We start from the raw sequence: 17,734 nt of genomic DNA on the forward strand, positions 1-17,734 counted from the left end.
TGAGAACTCAATGTTTAATACACCACCTTATACAAAGTCATGCATCAAACGATTTGCAATTAATCACATGACAGACTCATGCAATTAACTACTATCAGCTTTCCAAATTGTTAAAGAACAACACTTAACCGGCTCGCGGTGTGTTTCACTCTACTTCCGAAGAAGTTAACAAGTAATCTGTGTGAACACTCAAGCACACGGATGTGCTGTGTGCAATAAACGCACGGATGCAGTTTATTGCCTACCAAGTATTGAGTTAGTCGTATAGGTAAGGAGGTGATCCAGCCCCAGGTTCCCCTAGGGCTACCTTGTTACGACTTCACCCCAGTCATGAACCACAAAGTGGTGAGCGTTCTCCCGAAGGTTAAACTACCCACTTCTTTTGCAGCCCACTCCCATGGTGTGACGGGCGGTGTGTACAAGGCCCGGGAACGTATTCACCGTAGCATTCTGATCTACGATTACTAGCGATTCCGACTTCATGGAGTCGAGTTGCAGACTCCAATCCGGACTACGACGAGCTTTGTGAGATTAGCTCCACCTCGCGGCTTTGCAACCCTCTGTACTCGCCATTGTAGCACGTGTGTAGCCCTACTCGTAAGGGCCATGATGACTTGACGTCGTCCCCACCTTCCTCCGGTTTATCACCGGCAGTCTCCCTAGAGTTCCCACCATTACGTGCTGGCAAATAAGGATAGGGGTTGCGCTCGTTGCGGGACTTAACCCAACATTTCACAACACGAGCTGACGACAGCCATGCAGCACCTGTCTTAGAGTTCCCGAAGGCACAATCGCATCTCTGCAATCTTCTCTAGATGTCAAGAGTAGGTAAGGTTCTTCGCGTTGCATCGAATTAAACCACATGCTCCACCGCTTGTGCGGGCCCCCGTCAATTCATTTGAGTTTTAACCTTGCGGCCGTACTCCCCAGGCGGTCTACTTAATGCGTTAGCTTGAGAGCCCAGTGTTCAAGACACCAAACTCCGAGTAGACATCGTTTACGGCGTGGACTACCAGGGTATCTAATCCTGTTTGCTCCCCACGCTTTCGTGCATGAGCGTCAGTCTTTGTCCAGGGGGCCGCCTTCGCCACCGGTATTCCTCCAGATCTCTACGCATTTCACCGCTACACCTGGAATTCTACCCCCCTCTACAAGACTCTAGTTCGCCAGTTCCAAATGCAATTCCCAGGTTGAGCCCGGGGATTTCACATCTGGCTTAACAAACCGCCTGCGCACGCTTTACGCCCAGTAATTCCGATTAACGCTCGGACCCTCCGTATTACCGCGGCTGCTGGCACGGAGTTAGCCGGTCCTTCTTCTGTAAGTAACGTCACAGCTAACGAGTATTAATCGTTAACCTTTCCTCCTTACTGAAAGTGCTTTACAACCCGAAGGCCTTCTTCACACACGCGGCATGGCTGCATCAGGGTTTCCCCCATTGTGCAATATTCCCCACTGCTGCCTCCCGTAGGAGTCTGGGCCGTGTCTCAGTCCCAGTGTGGCTGATCATCCTCTCAGAACAGCTAGGGATCGTCGCCTTGGTGAGCCATTACCTCACCAACTAGCTAATCCCACCTAGGTTCATCCAATCGCGAAAGGCCCGAAGGTCCCCTCCTTTCCCCCGTAGGGCGTATGCGGTATTAGCAGTCGTTTCCAACTGTTATCCCCCTCGACTGGGCAGATCCCTAGGCATTACTCACCCGTCCGCCGCTCGCCACCTCAGGAGCAAGCTCCCTTGTGCTGCCGCTCGACTTGCATGTGTTAGGCCTGCCGCCAGCGTTCAATCTGAGCCATGATCAAACTCTTCAATTAAAGTTTTTTTGAGACATCGTCTCGGCTCAATGAATTCTACTGTCATAATTCGCTTCGCTCATAAGAGCTGACGAATTACTCACTGCATTTCTGCAGTGTCATATTTCTATGAACATTCTCATCATTGAGTTAAATTTTTTGATTGCCTACATTCCGAAGAACAAGAAGACAATTTCGAATAACTCAATACCTGTGAATGTCCACACAGATTTCTTGTTTAGATTGTTAAAGAGCGTTACTAATACCAAAAGAATCAATCTTTCGCTTAGTGGCCGCTGACGCTAGGTCGTTGGCTTGGGCTGCGTATTCTACGCTTTCCCATCTTCGCGTCAAGTGTTTTTTCAAACTTTCTTTTCGCGCTGAAGATTTCATTTTGAACCTTCAGACTGACTCTTCATTGGCGTGAGCCGCTTGCCGTGTCAGTGGTTGCGCATTATAGGGAGCTAAAACTTTTGTGCAAGCATAAAATTCAGAAATATTGCAAAAACATGACCAAGAGGTGTTTTTTCAATCGAAAAGAACAAAAAAGGGACTATTCGTCCCTTTTTTGGCTATTTTGCTCGGTTTTACCCGCCAAAGAATCGAGTTTCTTGTTTTATCTCTACTGGATTGCCATCAATCACTGCGGTGATTTTAATGTCTATCTTGGTAATAGTTCTTTTCAGTTCAATGGGGTCTACTGCAATACTCACTGGTAACGTTAAAACCTCACCAGCTTCAATGGAGACATGTTGTGGTCCTATCCATTGCGCATTGGTCAACCCTTCAACACTTAATTCATATTCCTGGGGTTGCTCTGTTTTATTGAGGATTTTTAATGTAAATGTATTCTCGGTATTACCTTGGTTGTTTTCTCTAAATAATGAATTACGATCACGGATGACATCCATACGTACAGGAGCAATCGTTGCACTGGCATATATAAAGACGAGGATCATCACAGTAAGCACAACGCCATAACCAATAAGTTTAGGTCTAACGACTTTTTCTTCTATGTTGTCGAGTTTGTTTTCAGTGGTGTAACTAATTAGTCCTTTATCGTACCCCATACGCTCCATCGTGTTATCACATGCATCAATACATGCACCACAGTTAATACATTCGTATTGCAGGCCATTACGAATATCAATACCTGTTGGGCAAACCTGTACACATAAGTCACAGTCTATACAATCACCTAATCCCATCTCCTTGGGATCTTGTTTACGAGTTCGTGGACCTCTCGTTTCACCGCGCTTAGCATCATAACCCACTATATAGGTGTTTTTGTCGAACATTGCTGCTTGAAAACGAGCATACGGACACATGTGAATACACATAATTTCACGCATCCAACCAGCATTACCGTAGGTTGCTAACGTAAAAAAGATAACCCAAAAGTAAATTCCACCGCTGGCATTAAGTGTAATGAAATCGATGTAGAGTTCTCTACTTGGTACAAAATAAGAAACAAATGTGGTGGCTGTTAGTAATGATACTAGTATCCAGGAGGTGTGTTTTGCGGTTTTACGCCACAGCTTATCGAAACTCCATGGCATTTGATCTAACTTGATACGTTTATTACGCGCGCCTTCCAACTTCTCCTCAAACCAAATAAAGATAAAAGTCCATACTGTTTGTGGGCAGGTATAACCACACCACACTCGGCCAAGGTAAGTGGTTACAAAAAATAGCCCGAATGCGGCAATCATAAACAGTGCGGCAAGTAAGGTAAGATCTTGTGGCCAAATTGTTAAACCAAATACATGAAATTTTTGCTCGGCAAGATTAAACCACACAGCCTGACGTTCTCCCCAAGGTAACCAAGGAAGTAGCAGAAAAAATAACATTGCAATCCAACCCATTTGGCGACGTAATGTGGTCCACATACCATCAATAGCGCGTACGTAAATACGGTTGCGCGGATTGAAGCGGTCTGCTTTACTGGCATCAGGTTGATGGATTTTAATACGTTGTTGTTTTGAGAAATCCTTGGGGTTAGATTCTTTCGTCATTTTACAGCCTTACTGCTTTAATATTGAACGATAACTAGCTTATTATATAGGTAATAACACATTATTGGATAAAAAGATGAGAGGTTGGATAGGTTTAGCAATAATCGCGGGCGTTGTTTATTATTTCGCGACAGAAACTGACAAACTTGATAAGCCAATTAATGACATCAAAAGTATGTTTACTAAGGCTGACAAAAAGTTGGATTCGATGACGGGGACAAAAATCATCCGTGTCGATACACATATTCCGCAAGTTAAAGCAGAAATATACGAGCGATTATCAACGATAGAAATTCGTGAATTAGATGGCATATTTGTGAGTGATGAAAGTATTGCCGAGTTTAAAAATCAATACTGCCATAGCAGCGCCCGCCACCCAGTTTTTAGCAAAGAAAATCTGCAATTTATTTGCGATAAAATCTGAGTGAGTTAACGCTTTTACGGTAACAAATTGACCTAAGTATCAAATAAGCCTAGCCTTTGTGTAATATTTACAATAGAGGCTAGGTTTTTTTATGACGCAATCTCAACCTGAATCAGTATCAGACATCTTTGACCCAGCCTTGTGGGATGTTGTCACGGGATTTAACTTTGAAGACATTACTTATCACCGCGCAAAATCTCAGGGTACTGTTCGTATCGCAATTAATCGTCCAGATTGCCTAAATTCATTTCGCCCTAAAACGGTAGACGAACTCTTTATAGCATTAGACCATGCCAGACAATGGTCTGATGTGGGTTGCGTACTATTAACCGGAAACGGCCCTTCGGCAAAAGGACAGTATTCTTTCTGTGCCGGCGGCGATCAACGTATTCGCGGCAAAGATGGCTATAAATACGAAGGAGCTGAAGAAGGTCAACCTGATGTTGCCCGCATGGGCCGCTTACATATATTAGAAGTACAACGCATGATCCGCTTTATGCCTAAAGTTGTGATTGCTGTTGTACCAGGATGGGCTGTTGGCGGCGGCCACAGTTTACATGTTGTGTGTGATTTAACCTTAGCGTCTAAAGAACATGCGGTATTTAAACAAACGGACCCTGATGTAGGCAGTTTTGATTCAGGATATGGCAGTGCTTACTTAGCGAAGATGATTGGGCAGAAACGCGCTCGTGAAATTTTCTTCCTTGGTTTTAATTATTCAGCAGAAGAAGCCTTTAATATGGGCATGGTAAACCGCGCAGTTCCTCACAATGAGCTCGAAACTGAAGCGCTAGCCTGGGCCAAAGAGATTAACTCGAAATCACCTACTGCAATGCGCATGTTAAAGTACGGCTTTAATATGACGGACGATGGGTTAGTTGGTCAGCAGCTCTTTGCTGGTGAAGCCACACGATTAGCCTATGCGAGCGAAGAAGCAAGAGAAGGACGTGATGCCTTTTTAGAAAAACGCGACCAGGATTTTTCACGCTTTCCTTGGCATTATTAAGACAACAGCCACAATAGTTAATCTCATCAAATTTGAAGCCCTTTTTAAGGGCTTTATAATTTAAAGATTACAAAACAAATCCTAATCTAAATTACCATTTGAAACAATCGAATCAACCCCCTTTACATGATAATGAGAACTGTTATCATTTAATTAAATAAAACAGGGGGATTTATCATGAAAAAGACCATTAGCTTTGCCATATTGCACTTCAGTGTCGCGTTTTCGATTACTTACTTATTAACAGGTAGCATTGTTATCGGTGGTGCGATCGCCTTACTAGAACCCGCTGTGAATACCGTGGTGTTTTATTTTCATGACAAAGTTTGGAAAAACATTGAGTCTAAACAGGCTCAATCTGTGGCAATAGCAGCAGAGCCTGCTCAGCTTGCAAACTAGTGACATCATGGTTAACAACATAACCACGATGTCACCAAAAAAGCTTAATTGAGTTTAACAATGGCTACGTCATAAGCTGCAAGATTAGCACTGCCTAGCACGTATTGACCTTGTAACTCACTTGGTACTGTTTGTGAGTAACCCGCATAGTTAAACAGGTAAGCATACTGACCACGTTGTACAAGTCGCATATCTTTTGGAAGCGCAAATGTAACTAATCCCAACTCAGCGGATAACACGGTAAAATATTCACGTAAAAACGCATCACACGTCAGTGTGGCCACATAGCTAGTATTTTGATGACGTGCAACAGCAGGGCTGCCATCATGATAAGTCGCAACAACATCTACACCATCAGCAAGTGCTAACTCTTCTCGCCAGCACTGACTCTCAAATTGAATACCATTAAAATGCAATACTTCACTGCAATCAGGACGGATAGTTTCAGTCGACAACACTTTGACAGGCACCAATGCTTGTAATACACCAGGGGCTAGCGTTGGCACTAACGACAGCTCATCGGTTTTACTGCCAGATCGCGGGCCTATAACCAAGTGCACATCAGCTTGTTTGCATTTATCAACAAATGCTTGTGGCACAATAGGTAAACAAGGGGCTACCACAAGCGCATATTGAGCTAAATCATGGTCAACCGACACAAAATCAACAGCTAACCCTAACTGACGTAACGCTGAGTAGTATGCAAATTCAACCCGTTGATGATTATAACTGTCACCCTGGCGTTCAATTTCGGTCACCCACTGGCTATTAGCACCCGTTACAATCGCCACTTTCGCTTGCACTGGATCGCTAATAGTAAAATCGACCTTGGCCAACTCATCGCGCATTTGTTCAACTTCAGCCCAGGCCGCCGCTTTGGAGTTGTCATTACGTTTAATACCAGCGTGCATTTGCTCTTGCGCAAATGGCACTTGGCGCCAGCGGAAGTAACATACACAGTCTGCGCCATGAGCAAAAGCTTGCCACGACCACAATCTGACCATGCCTTTTTCTGGACGCGGATTATGATGTGCCCAGTTTACAGGCCCCGGTTGTTGCTCCATTACCCAAAAGTTTTTATTGCTTACGCCACGGCTTTGGTCAAAGGAATAGCTTGAAAAGTCAGGGTGACCCGTTCGCATATACGGTTTAAATTGCTCCGCTGGCATATGTTTAAAAAACATATCAGAGCGGCCTAACGGGTAATTGTCATAACTAACAAAATCGAGGTTTTTAGCCAGTGCAAAGTTATCGGTTTGCGTGTCCACCAGCGGGATAAAATTGTGTGTTATAAATCGATTTGGCGCATGAGCACGAATGATCTCAATCATGGCATCGTGAAACTTCACCACCTGATCTGAACTAAAACGACGATACGCCAGTTGATGTGCAGGATTAGTTTCGGTCACGGCTAAAATAGGCAATTCGATTTGCGCAAAGTCTTGATATTCCATCGACCAAAACACATTACCCCATGCCGTGTTTAGCTTTTCAATATCGTCTTGATAATAGTCTTTACACCACTGTTGGAATGCCAACTTGGCCACCAGTGAACCACTATGGGTTGTGTCATGGCACGCAATTTCGTTGTCGGTTTGCCAACCACACACGCTTGGATGATTACCGTAACGCTCTGCTATCACAGTTGAAATACGCATAGCTTCGCGAAAATAATTTTGGCTAGAAAAATCGTAATGACGACGCGAACCAAAGCCACGTGTAGTACCCGTGTTAATGTCGACAGGTAGAATGTCTGGGTATTTATCGATTAACCACTTAGGAGGTGTAGCTGTCGGGGTGCACATGATCACCTGCAGACCTTCACTGGCAAGAGTTTCAATCGCTCTGTCTAACCACTCAAAAGAATACTCTCCATCGCGAGCTTCAATTCTAGACCACGCAAACTCACCAATACGCACATACTGCAATCCGAGCTGACGCATTTCTTTTGCGTCTTGCTGCCACATAGATTCAGGCCAATGCTCTGGGTAATAGCAAACTCCTAACATGTTAATCTCCAATAAATAGCAGGTAAAACCTCAGGCTTGAACCTAGATATTTTTAACACAATACCCTACCGTTACAAGCAAAGTTACAAGGTGACTTGACGAATTTTTAATGATGAATAATATACTAACCCAGTATTTATATGATATATAGTATTTTAAATAAACTGAGTATAAATCATCGTATGTTGCCGGCGTTAGCAGTGGCTCAATCCACTGCCCTACAGTAATATTTTGCAGCTATGTTTGTTAAGTGATACTCCCAATCAAGGAATGTTAAATCATGTCGCATCATCCCAATTTCGTTTTACTTAATGGCCAACACACAAGCGTAGTGGTTGACTGCAGCAATAAAACGCCAGCTATTTTGTATTTTGGTAAAAAAATATCCTCTAAAACCACATACGACATGATGAAACAACTTAGCACTCGCCAAGAAGCAAAATGCTCAGTCGTTGTTGAGGCGCCCATATCACTATCGCCGTTAATGGGCGAAGGCTTTACCGGTGCTCCCGGTATTGAAATATTTGACAACAATATTGCCTGGTCTATTGGCGGTACATTAACCTCAGTCACGCAACCATCAGCTAATCAGGTCATTTTTGAGTCTATCGACAGTTTACGTAATTTGAGCGTAAAGCATCACTTAACCTTAGACCCGCATTCTGACGTGCTCAGTGCAACCACACAATTAACCAACTTAGGCAATAACGCGGTAAATGTGAACTGGTGTGCAGCACCAACAATCCCAATGCCACTTCATATTGATCAAATCATGTCATTTGAAGGCCGTTGGTCAAATGAGTTTCAACGTAAATCGTTCGACATGTTTTTAGGCAGCTTTGTACGTGAAAACCGCAAAGGGAAAACGTCACACGACAATTTCCCGGGGATGGTCATGCACAACAAACTCACTCATGAGCAAGGCGGTGAGTGTTATGGGTTTCATTTAGGCTGGAGCGGCAATCATAAAATGCGCGCAGAGTTACTCGCTGAAGGTCGCAGTTATGCGCAATTAGGTGAGTTATTGATGCCTGGTGAGTTAGTGTTAGCCCCTAATGAATCCTATACCAGCCCAACACTTTATAGCGCATACTCTAACCAGGGTTTTAGTGGTTTGTCGCATCATTTTCATCAGTTTGTTCGCCAATCACTGATCACCGATAAGGTACGCCAAAAGCCTCGACCTGTTCACTACAACACTTGGGAAGGCATTTATTTTGACCACGATGTTGCTGTACTACAGTCATTGGCTACACAAGCGGCAGACATTGGTGCAGAGCGATTTGTGCTCGATGATGGTTGGTTTAAAGGGCGACGCGGTGACTTTGCCGGTTTAGGCGACTGGACCGTTGACCGTGACATTTACCCCAACGGGTTACAACCATTAATTGATCATGTCAACAGCGTGGGCATGGAGTTTGGTTTGTGGTTTGAACCTGAAATGGTTAACCCAGACAGTGACTTATACCGTAACCACCCAGAATGGGCACTGCAAACGGCAGGTAACGAACAGCTTAGATTTAGAAAGCAGTTAGTGTTAGATATGACTAACCCAGCAGTAACCGATTACCTCTTTAATGCCATTAACGACATTTTGGTCGAGTACCCCAAAATTGTGTATATAAAATGGGACATGAACCGCGACCTTAATCATGCAGGTAACTTTGCCGGAAAACCTGCTGTGCACCAGCAAACACTCGCAGCATATGCGTTAATTGAACGCTTAAAGCAAGCACACCCCCATGTTGAAATAGAAAGTTGCTCATCTGGTGGAGCTAGGGTTGATTATGGCGTACTACGTTATACCGATCGCGTATGGACATCTGACTCAAACGACGCATTAGATCGACTCACTATTCAACGTGGTTGTTCGTTTTTCTTCCCGGCGGAGGTGATGGGCGCACACGTTGGTCCGCGTGATTGCCATATCACAGGGCGCAACATTAGTATTGCCATGCGCGCTGCGGTGGCCTTTTTTGGTCACATGGGCATAGAAATGGACCCGCGTGAATTAACCGATGACGAACGTCAGCAATTACAACAGATTATCAAACTGCACAAACAGCATCGTCAGCTGATCCACAGCGGTAAATTGGTGCGGCTAAATTCAGATGGCGACTCGATTAACTTTGGCATTGTTAACGCCGACCAAAGTCAGGCTTTGTTTGCATACAACAGTGTGAAAGAAACCCAGCGCACTAACCCGCCTAAATACCATTTTGCCGGATTAGATGCCGACAAAGATTACACCTTATCACTAGTATGGCCTGCTGGGTTCTCGTTTTACTCACCATCAGTGCTCAGTGTCATTGAAAAGCAAACCTATAGCGGCGAAGCATTAATGACCTTTGGTATGCAGTTACCTATTACGTTCCCACAGACGTCATTGATTTTTGAGTTAAACCAAGTGAAATAGCACAGTAAACCGTTCTTACTATCCCCATAAGCAAAAGAGCATCTAGGTTAGATGCTCTTTTTATTATTGGCTTATCTATTTACGATTATAATTTTGACTCAATCAACTCAAGTGCTTCTTCTAAAATCATTGATACCGCTGCACGCGTTTGCTGCGGGTTACGCGCTTTTATCGCCTCATAAATTTCAGCGTGTTTTTGCACATCGGCACCCGGTACGCCTTTTATTTTATTGGTATAACGAATACTCACTCTAAGCGCTGTACTGATAAACTCAGTTAATTGCACAAAAAAACGATTACCGCTGGCAATCAAAATACTGGTATGAAAAGCAATATCAGCCTCTAAAGGATCATCTAATCCTTGCTCAGCTTCTACCATGCGCTCAAGGGCTTTGGCAATTGATGCTATTTGCTCATCCGACGCATTCATGGCGGCCAGCGCGGCAGCTTGAGGTTCTAATGCAACACGCACCTGAGTAAATTCTTTCAACAAAGACAAAGAAGGCTTACTGCTTAAAATCCATTTTAATACGTCAGTATCGAACATATTCCAATTGCTTTCAGGCAACACCCGAATACCTTGCTTTGGTCGTGATGAAATCAGCCCTTTTGCAGAAAGCATTTTTACTGCTTCGCGGGTTGAGCTGCGGCTCACATCATACTCGATACATAAATCGGCTTCAGACGGCAATCCTTCGCCCACTGGGTAAACCCCTTTAACAATGGCAATGCCTAAATCATGGGTAAGTTGGTGGGTTAAATTTTGACGCGGTGAAGTGCTCATGCCTGTTGCTGTCCAGTCTTTAGTACATAAATCTGTTATATCATATTTAAACACAAAACCGATATAACTTTGTTTTCATCGTCGTTAATGTTAAAAATAACTTTTATTATTACGGATTAATCCGTTAATCCTCAAAATACCGCCAGTTAACCATAATCAAAATAATAGGTTTGGAGCGTTATCTGTGAGTCAGTCAACTCAATACCAAGACTTAACAAACAAAGTCATTTTTATTACCGGCGGAGCCAGTGGTATTGGTGCAGCAATGGTAGAAGCCTTTGCCCGCCAACATGCCAAAGTGGCCTTTATCGATATAGACCAACAAGCCGCCGACGCACTTAAGCAAAATCTGTCGCAATATGACCTTAATGCAATTTGGTTTCGCGCTGTCGATGCCACGGATTCAGAGTCGTTGCAATTAGCCATTAGAGATGTTGCTGAGCACTTTGGTCGTTTTGATGTGCTCATTAATAATGTGGCCAACGATGCACGCCAAGATGTCGAAACCATTTCGGCACACGACTGGCACAAATGCATGCAAATCAATTTAGACCCTGCTTTTTTTGCATCTCAAGCAGCCTACAGTCACATGAAACTCCAGCATTCGGGCAGTATTATTAATTTTAGCTCCATTACCGCACTACTTGGTTCGCAGCAGATGACAGGCTACGTAACCGCAAAAGCAGGCCTCATAGGCATGACACGGTCATTGTCGCGTGAGTTTGGTGAAGCCGGTATTCGGGTCAATGCCATTTTGCCGGGATGGGTGGCAACTGAAAAACAACTCGCCAGTTGGCTGACCGAACAAGAAGAGCAAAAGTGGACGGATGCAATGGCGTTAAAACGCCGCATTACACCAGAGGATGTCGCTAAACTGGCACTGTTTTTAGCGTCTGATAACAGTGAACTCATCACCGGGCAGTGCATTAATATCGACGGTGGGAGAGCCTAGCTTGTTTACTGAATACCAACATTTTATTGCTGTTGACTGGGGTACAAGTCATTTACGGGCATACCTGTGTTTAGCCGAAGCGAATAAACCGCTCACCGTGCTTGAACAAGTTAATAATGTCGGCGTAAAAAAAGTACTTACCGATTTTCAAACCACCTTAATGGACAGCATTGCACCATGGGCTAAACGTTTTGGTCATCTGCCTATTTTGATGATAGGTCAAATAGGCTCAAGCATCGGCTGGAAAGAAACCCAATACCTGCATTGCCCTATTTCGCCAACAGATGTGATTTCGGCCGGCACCCAGTTTAATTGTCAGGGGCATCAAATCACTATATTCCCAGGGTTACGTTGCCAACTGCATAATCATTTGCATGACTCAATGCGCGGTGAAGAGTTTCATTTACTTGGATGGCTTGCGATGGCTCCCCAACACCTTGTAGGTAAACACCTCGTGTGTTTGCCCGGCACTCACACAAAATGGGTCTTAATCGAAGATGGTAAAGTCGTACTATTTAAAACGGCGTTAACCGGTGAACTATATGACTTGTTGTCATCTAATAGCGTATTGATCCAAGAGAAAGTGTCCGATTTAGAATTTGATTTTGACGCCTTTATTCAAGGTGCTGACTTTAGCTTGTCATCCGCTACCGACAATTTCGCCCATGGCTTGTTCAGCGTAAGAAGCAAACAATTGTTTGAAGGTTTTACAACTAAGCAGGCACATGCTTATTTGTCTGGCATATTAATTGGTTGCGATGTAAGGGCTGCAAAACATGCAACAGAATGGGCCTTAAGCCAACTCAGCTCAATAGCCATAATAGGCCCACCCCATTTAAACCAATGTTTTGCCAAAGCGCTGAACCTCTGCAATGTGAAAACAACATTGTGGAACGTAACTGATGCCACATTAGCTGGGTTTAATGTGGTGTATCAACAAGGTATTCCATTAATCCATGAGTAATCATTCAGGCTGCATTGGTAAACTAATTAACGTTATCCCATCACAAAATCAACTAGGCGAAAATGCGTTGTGGCACGCCGAGCACCGCGCCATTTATTGGATTGATATTATGGCGTGTAACATTCATAAATACCGAGTAGACGACCAAAGCCACCAGCAATATCATTTACCCTATCGTATTGGTAGTTTTGCCTTTTTAGCAAACCAAGATACCTATCAAGTGATTGTGGCTTTTGAGCAAGGCTTTGCACTGTACCATCTTGAAACACACGCCATCACCTGGCTAAGCCAACCAGAAATAACACAGCTTGGAAATCGATTTAATGATGGTCGAACCGATCGCATCGGTCATTTTTGGGCTGGAACCATGGTAGAAACAAGGCATACGCCTGAGCAGCAAGGCAGCCTTTATCGAGTAGATAACCAAGGGCAACTCCATAAAACCTTTAGTAATATTAAGATATCGAACGGCTTATGCTGGAGCCCAGATGGCAGCATTATGTATCACGCAGACTCTGAACGTCATTGCATTTATCAGTACAATTATTGCCAACAGAGCAATACACTTACCAATAAAAAGGTGTTCGCAAACACAGAACAGCATGTATTCCCCGATGGTTCAACCGTTGATACCCAAGGTTATATCTGGAATGCCCAATGGGGCGATCATAGTGTCGTGCGTTATAACCCTGATGGGGAAATAGTTGAAAAGCTGATAATTCCAGCGGTGCAACCTTCAAGCGTTGCTATTGGTGGGCCTAATTTAGATTGGTTAATTGTCACCACATCTCGTATAGCGTTATCGCCACAACAATTACAAGACTACCCACTGTCTGGCAATGTATTTATATACCAACTACATAACATCACAGGTATCGTTGATACGCCATGTGGTTTAATACACACCTAAACAACGCCAATATCAGTAAAGGTACTGGCGCTCAACCTTGTTAGTGCTTAATTAACCCACCTGTTGCTGAGACTCAACATCAGAAGCTACAGCGTTAGCCGCCTGCATATAGTCACTCAAATGCTGTTGTTGCTCAGCAGAAAAATGTAACCCTAATTTGGTTCTACGCCACAGAACATCCTGGCTAGTGCAAGCCCACTCATTGGTCATAAGATAATCGACTTCAGCTTGATAAAGCCCGTGGCCAAAATCGATACCTAATGCATCTTCTGAGGTTGCATCATTTAAAATATATTGCGTCCTCGCACCGTACGTACGCAGTAAACGGCTAATGTATTTTGGCGCTAACCATTGATATTGCTGCTGATAAATACGAGTTAACTCTGTCAAATTGCTAAAGTCACCACCGGGCAATACCTGCTGCGCAGTCCAAGCCTTACCCATTTTAGGATGAAATGGCTTAAGGCGATTCACCGCGGCTTCGGCCAATTTACGATAAGTGGTAATTTTACCGCCAAACACCGATAACAATGCCGCTTTACCTTTTGGAGCATCAACGATAAAAGTGTAATCACGGGTTACTGACTGAGCCGACTCAGACTCATCATCCATTAAAGGTCTCACACCAGAAAAGGTATGAACAATGTCTTGCTCGCTTATTGCGGTATTAAAATAATGGTTGGTAATATTTACCAGATAATCAATTTCTTGTTGATCTATCTTCACTTCTTTTGGATCACCATTAAAATCAACATCTGTGGTACCAATCAATGAAAAATCATCTTCAAACGGGATCACAAATACAATCCGCTGATCTTCATTTTGTAAAATATAAGCTTGCGGTTGCTGGTGGATTTTAGGCACCACAATATGGCTGCCTTTCACTAAACGAATTTTTTGTGGCGAAGGCTGTTTAATCACATTACTAAATAAGCTCGACACCCAGGGGCCAGAAGCATTCACCACAGTGTTAGCGAGTACATCTCGCACCGATTGATCAGCTTGGTTTTGTAACGTTAAGCGCCATAACGCCCCCTCACGCTCAGCATTAATGCATCGTGTTTGGGTACAAATTTGCGCACCTAACTCTTTAGCGGCTAAAGCATTTAACACCACCAAACGAGAGTCATCAACCCAGGCATCAGAATATTCAAAACCTTGAATAAAACTAGGTTTTAACGGGCTATCTACACCAAAAGTGATTTTTTTTGAACCGCTTAACGTCACACGAGATGCTAAATTATCATATAAAAATAACCCTAAACGGATCATCCATGCGGGGCGCAAATGGGCCTGATGAGGGAGCCTAAAGGTTAATGGCGTAATTAAATGAGGGGCTTTTTTTAATAACACTTCACGCTCAGCTAACGCCTCTTTAACTAAACGAAACTCATAATGCTCTAGATAACGCAATCCGCCATGGATCAATTTACTGCTGTTTGATGACGTAGCAGAAGCCAAGTCATTTTGCTCACAAAGCAATACACTTAATCCACGCCCTACCGCATCGGCCGCTATTCCAACACCGTTTATGCCGCCACCTATCACGACAACATCAACAATTTCTATATCGGCTTCCATTTACTTACCCACCCACAAATAAATATGATAAATAATATATATTGAGCATATCATAGAGTGACTCACCTCTCGTTGACAAGCACATTTAGAAAGATCTTGTCGAAACTGATTACATCTTGTTAAATAAAAAACTTAATAGTAGTATTTATCATATAAATTGAGTTTGTATAATTTATCATCGTGTCAATGTGGCGATACACAACAGTAAAGCGACACCATAAACATAGATAAAAGGATCCCCATGAGCCAGTTTGAATTTACCCACAGACGCAAAAACCCGTTAACGGGTAACTGGGTATTAGTATCGCCGCACCGAAACAACCGACCATGGTTAGGTGCGACAGAAAAAAGTGCCCCTTCAAACCTAGCAGAACACGATGAGTCATGCCCTTTATGCCCAGGCAATCAGCGTGCAAATGACACCCACAACCCTGAATATGACAAGACATTTGTATTCACTAACGATTTTGGTGCACTTACTTCACAAGTGGCAGAGCAAGCAGCACAACTTGAAGCAAACCCATTATTTGAAATAGAAGCCGCCACCGGTGAATGTCGGGTGATTTGCTTTTCACCTAAACACAACAAAACCTTACCTGAGTTGTCAGTTAACGAAATAAAAGACGTGGTCGACACCTGGACGCAGCACTATGTAGAGCTATCAGCTCAGTACGCCTGCGTACATATTTTTGAAAACAAGGGCGCAGTAATGGGCTGTTCGCAGCCGCACCCACATGGCCAGGTATGGGCGCACAACCATTTATCAACAGAAATTCAACTAGAACAAGCCAGCCAGCACCAATACCAACAAACACACGGCAGCAATTTACTGGCTGATTATGTTAAACGTGAAATTGCCGACGACGTGCGCGTGGTATACCAAAATGATCACTGGCTTGTTGTCGTGCCATTTTGGGCTGCATGGCCATTTGAAACCTTATTAGTGAGTAAAGACGACGTACGTCATTTTGGACAATTAACTGAAGCTCAATCTACTGCTCTTGCCGACGCCATAAAAGTACTCACCACTCGGTATGACAACGTGTTTAATTGCAGCTTCCCGTATTCGATGGGTTGGCATTGTGCTCCAAGTGACCTAACTGATGATAGCCACTGGCGCATGCACGCACATTTTTACCCACCATTATTGCGCTCTGCTACGGTAAAAAAACACATGGTCGGCTATGAAATGCTTGCAGAAAGCCAACGCGATTTAAGCCCTGAAACCGCTGCAAAAATATTAAAAAATGCCAGCAACGTACACTACACCGAAGGAAATCAACATGACTAACAATGCGCTACAGGCCTTGTTTACCCAGCAATATGGATCCGATGCGCAAGGTGTGGTCAGCGCACCGGGTCGTGTTAATTTGATTGGTGAATTTACCGATTACAACCAAGGTTACGTTTTACCTTGTGCTTTAACATTTCGCACCCAAGTACTTTATCGTTTGCGCGACGACAATATTGTCAATGTCATTTCGACCATGTACCCAAACGAGCAAGAAAGCTTTGAAGTTAATCAAGCCATTACAGAAGGTAATTCTCAATGGGGTAACTACATTCGCGCAGTGGCTTTTGTGCTTAATCGTGCTGGCCACCAGCTAAAAGGGGTCGATTTACTGATTGAAAGTAATGTCCCACAAGGCAGCGGTTTGTCATCGTCTGCCGCCCTTGAGGTTGCCATTGCAGGGATGTTCAATCACGTTTGTGAATTGAACCTAAGCGAAGAGCAAATTGCATTATTGGGCCAAGAAGCAGAAAACGACTTTATGGATTGCCAATGCGGCATTATGGATCAGCTCATTTCTGCCAAAGGTCAACAAAACCAGGCATTATTGATTGACTGCCAAGATCTTCGCACCCAGGCGGTAACCATTCCAACTGATCTGTCTATCGTAATCGTTAACTCTAACTACCCGCGTAAATTAGTCGACAGCGAATACAACCAGCGCCGCATAGACTGTGAACAAGCCGCCAAAAAAATGGGGCTTAGCACATTACGCGACGCCAATTTGGCTTTACTAAGCCAAACAAAGCCACAACTAAGTGCAAATGAATTTGCTCGAGCTCACCATGTCATTACGGAAAACGACCGCGTTATTGCGGCCACCAAAGCACTGGCCAATAACGACATTGACCAGCTGCGCATCCTAATGACCGCATCGCACCAGTCGCTTAAACATGACTTCGAAGTTACTGTGCCAGCAACCGACGGCCTAGTACAAATTTGCCAACAAGCACTCGGTGATAGAGGTGCTGTTCGTATGACGGGTGGTGGCTTTGGTGGTGCTATTGTTTGCTTATGCCGTCACGAGGATGTGGCCGTGATTCAGCAAGCTGTTGAACAACATTATTTTACTCAATTCAATCTGCAAGCAGACATCTATGTGTGTACCGCAGGCAACGGGCTCACAGTGCAGCAATACTAAAGCCGTTGACACACTATGCGGGCGTTCACTCAATGCCCGCTATGTATTAGT

13 protein-coding genes and 1 rRNA gene are annotated in these 17,734 nt (G+C 43.9%); 9 read left to right on the forward strand and 5 right to left on the reverse strand.

Features of this window, described 5'->3' with window-relative positions:
• Positions 1–269: 269 nt before the first annotated feature.
• A 16S ribosomal RNA gene (locus K8B83_RS01800) occupies positions 270–1,812 on the reverse strand.
• Between the two features lie 566 nt (positions 1,813–2,378).
• Complete coding sequence (gene ccoG / locus K8B83_RS01805; protein WP_188739923.1) at positions 2,379–3,806, reverse strand: cytochrome c oxidase accessory protein CcoG; 1,428 nt, start codon at positions 3,804–3,806, stop codon at positions 2,379–2,381.
• Between the two features lie 76 nt (positions 3,807–3,882).
• On the opposite strand from ccoG, the gene K8B83_RS01810 reads away from it, so the two are divergent.
• From K8B83_RS01810 to K8B83_RS01820, 3 genes are all read left to right on the forward strand, one after another.
• Positions 3,883–4,230, forward strand: a complete 348-nt coding sequence (locus tag K8B83_RS01810) for a hypothetical protein (RefSeq protein WP_223419059.1) — start codon at positions 3,883–3,885, stop codon at positions 4,228–4,230.
• A 91-nt stretch (positions 4,231–4,321) separates the two neighbouring features.
• The gene (locus K8B83_RS01815; protein WP_223419061.1) at positions 4,322–5,236 is read left to right on the forward strand and encodes a 1,4-dihydroxy-2-naphthoyl-CoA synthase; all 915 of its coding nucleotides are present in this window, start codon (positions 4,322–4,324) and stop codon (positions 5,234–5,236) included.
• 177 nt (positions 5,237–5,413) lie between these two features.
• Entirely contained in the window at positions 5,414–5,635 is a 222-nt protein-coding gene (locus K8B83_RS01820) for a DUF2061 domain-containing protein (RefSeq protein ID WP_223419063.1), read from the forward strand.
• Positions 5,636–5,679: 44 nt separating this feature from the next.
• On the opposite strand, the gene K8B83_RS01825 is transcribed toward K8B83_RS01820, so the two are convergent.
• Entirely contained in the window at positions 5,680–7,644 is a 1,965-nt protein-coding gene (locus K8B83_RS01825) for a beta-galactosidase (RefSeq protein ID WP_223419065.1), read from the reverse strand.
• A gap of 280 nt (positions 7,645–7,924) precedes the next feature.
• Here K8B83_RS01825 and K8B83_RS01830 point away from each other — a divergent pair, with 280 nt between their 5' ends.
• The gene (locus tag K8B83_RS01830; RefSeq protein ID WP_223419067.1) at positions 7,925–10,060 is read left to right on the forward strand and encodes an alpha-galactosidase; all 2,136 of its coding nucleotides are present in this window, start codon (positions 7,925–7,927) and stop codon (positions 10,058–10,060) included.
• Between the two features lie 85 nt (positions 10,061–10,145).
• Here the strand turns inward: K8B83_RS01830 and K8B83_RS01835 are convergent, their stop codons facing one another.
• Positions 10,146–10,844 carry a FadR/GntR family transcriptional regulator gene (locus tag K8B83_RS01835; protein ID WP_188739998.1) on the reverse strand — a complete coding sequence of 233 codons (699 nt, stop codon included), beginning with the start codon at positions 10,842–10,844 and terminating at the stop codon, positions 10,146–10,148.
• A gap of 184 nt (positions 10,845–11,028) precedes the next feature.
• Between K8B83_RS01835 and K8B83_RS01840 the strand changes: the two genes are divergently transcribed.
• From K8B83_RS01840 to K8B83_RS01850, 3 genes are read left to right on the forward strand one after another with little or no spacing between them, the layout of a single operon-like run.
• A complete protein-coding gene (locus K8B83_RS01840) occupies positions 11,029–11,796 on the forward strand; it encodes an SDR family NAD(P)-dependent oxidoreductase (RefSeq protein ID WP_188739929.1) in 768 nt (255 codons plus the stop codon).
• 1 nt (position 11,797) lies between these two features.
• Positions 11,798–12,760, forward strand: coding sequence for a 2-dehydro-3-deoxygalactonokinase (locus K8B83_RS01845; protein ID WP_188739930.1), 963 nt, complete (start codon positions 11,798–11,800; stop codon positions 12,758–12,760).
• Complete coding sequence (locus K8B83_RS01850; protein ID WP_223419069.1) at positions 12,753–13,670, forward strand: SMP-30/gluconolactonase/LRE family protein; 918 nt, start codon at positions 12,753–12,755, stop codon at positions 13,668–13,670. The genes K8B83_RS01845 and K8B83_RS01850 overlap by 8 nt, the downstream gene beginning before the upstream one ends.
• A gap of 51 nt (positions 13,671–13,721) precedes the next feature.
• Here K8B83_RS01850 and glpD read toward each other — a convergent pair whose 3' ends face one another.
• Entirely contained in the window at positions 13,722–15,251 is a 1,530-nt protein-coding gene (gene glpD, locus K8B83_RS01855; protein ID WP_223419070.1) for a glycerol-3-phosphate dehydrogenase, read from the reverse strand.
• 241 nt (positions 15,252–15,492) lie between these two features.
• Between glpD and K8B83_RS01860 the strand changes: the two genes are divergently transcribed.
• Both K8B83_RS01860 and galK read left to right on the forward strand, forming a co-directional pair.
• On the forward strand, positions 15,493–16,542 hold the full coding sequence (locus tag K8B83_RS01860) for a UDP-glucose--hexose-1-phosphate uridylyltransferase (protein WP_223419072.1): 1,050 nt from the start codon (positions 15,493–15,495) through the stop codon (positions 16,540–16,542).
• Complete coding sequence (gene galK / locus K8B83_RS01865; RefSeq protein ID WP_223419074.1) at positions 16,535–17,683, forward strand: galactokinase; 1,149 nt, start codon at positions 16,535–16,537, stop codon at positions 17,681–17,683. Before K8B83_RS01860 ends, galK begins: the two co-directional genes overlap by 8 nt.
• The last annotated feature ends 51 nt before the right edge of the window (positions 17,684–17,734 follow it).

It is taken from the genome of Shewanella inventionis (genome assembly GCF_019931735.1).
GTDB classification, from domain to species: Bacteria; Pseudomonadota; Gammaproteobacteria; order Enterobacterales; family Shewanellaceae; genus Shewanella; species Shewanella inventionis.